Origin of the sequence: Citrobacter sp. TBCS-14 (genome assembly GCF_005280805.1) — a bacterium.
Taxonomy (GTDB): domain Bacteria; phylum Pseudomonadota; class Gammaproteobacteria; order Enterobacterales; family Enterobacteriaceae; genus Citrobacter; species Citrobacter gillenii.
On the sequence record NZ_SZWM01000252.1, the window covers coordinates 306 to 570 of the forward strand.

Annotated in this window: 1 protein-coding gene; it reads left to right on the forward strand. The window is 55.5% G+C overall.

The annotated features are described in order from the left end of the window. Nucleotides 1–265, forward strand: a 265-nt coding sequence (locus FDX22_RS30915) for an aminotransferase class I/II-fold pyridoxal phosphate-dependent enzyme (protein WP_255432887.1), incomplete at both ends; no start/stop codon positions are given.

The window sequence follows — 265 nt, forward strand, 5'->3', positions numbered from 1 at the left end:
CCGTTATCGCCGGAGCACAGGTGCGTTCCGTGCCGCTGGTGGAAGGGGTCGACTTCTTTAATGAACTGGAGCGCGCGATTCGCGAAAGCTACCCGAAACCGAAGATGATGATCTTAGGCTTCCCGTCCAACCCGACGGCGCAGTGTGTCGAACTGGAGTTTTTCGAAAAGGTCGTCGCACTGGCTAAACGCTACGACGTGCTGGTGGTTCATGACCTGGCCTATGCCGATATTGTCTACGATGGCTGGAAAGCGCCATCGATTAT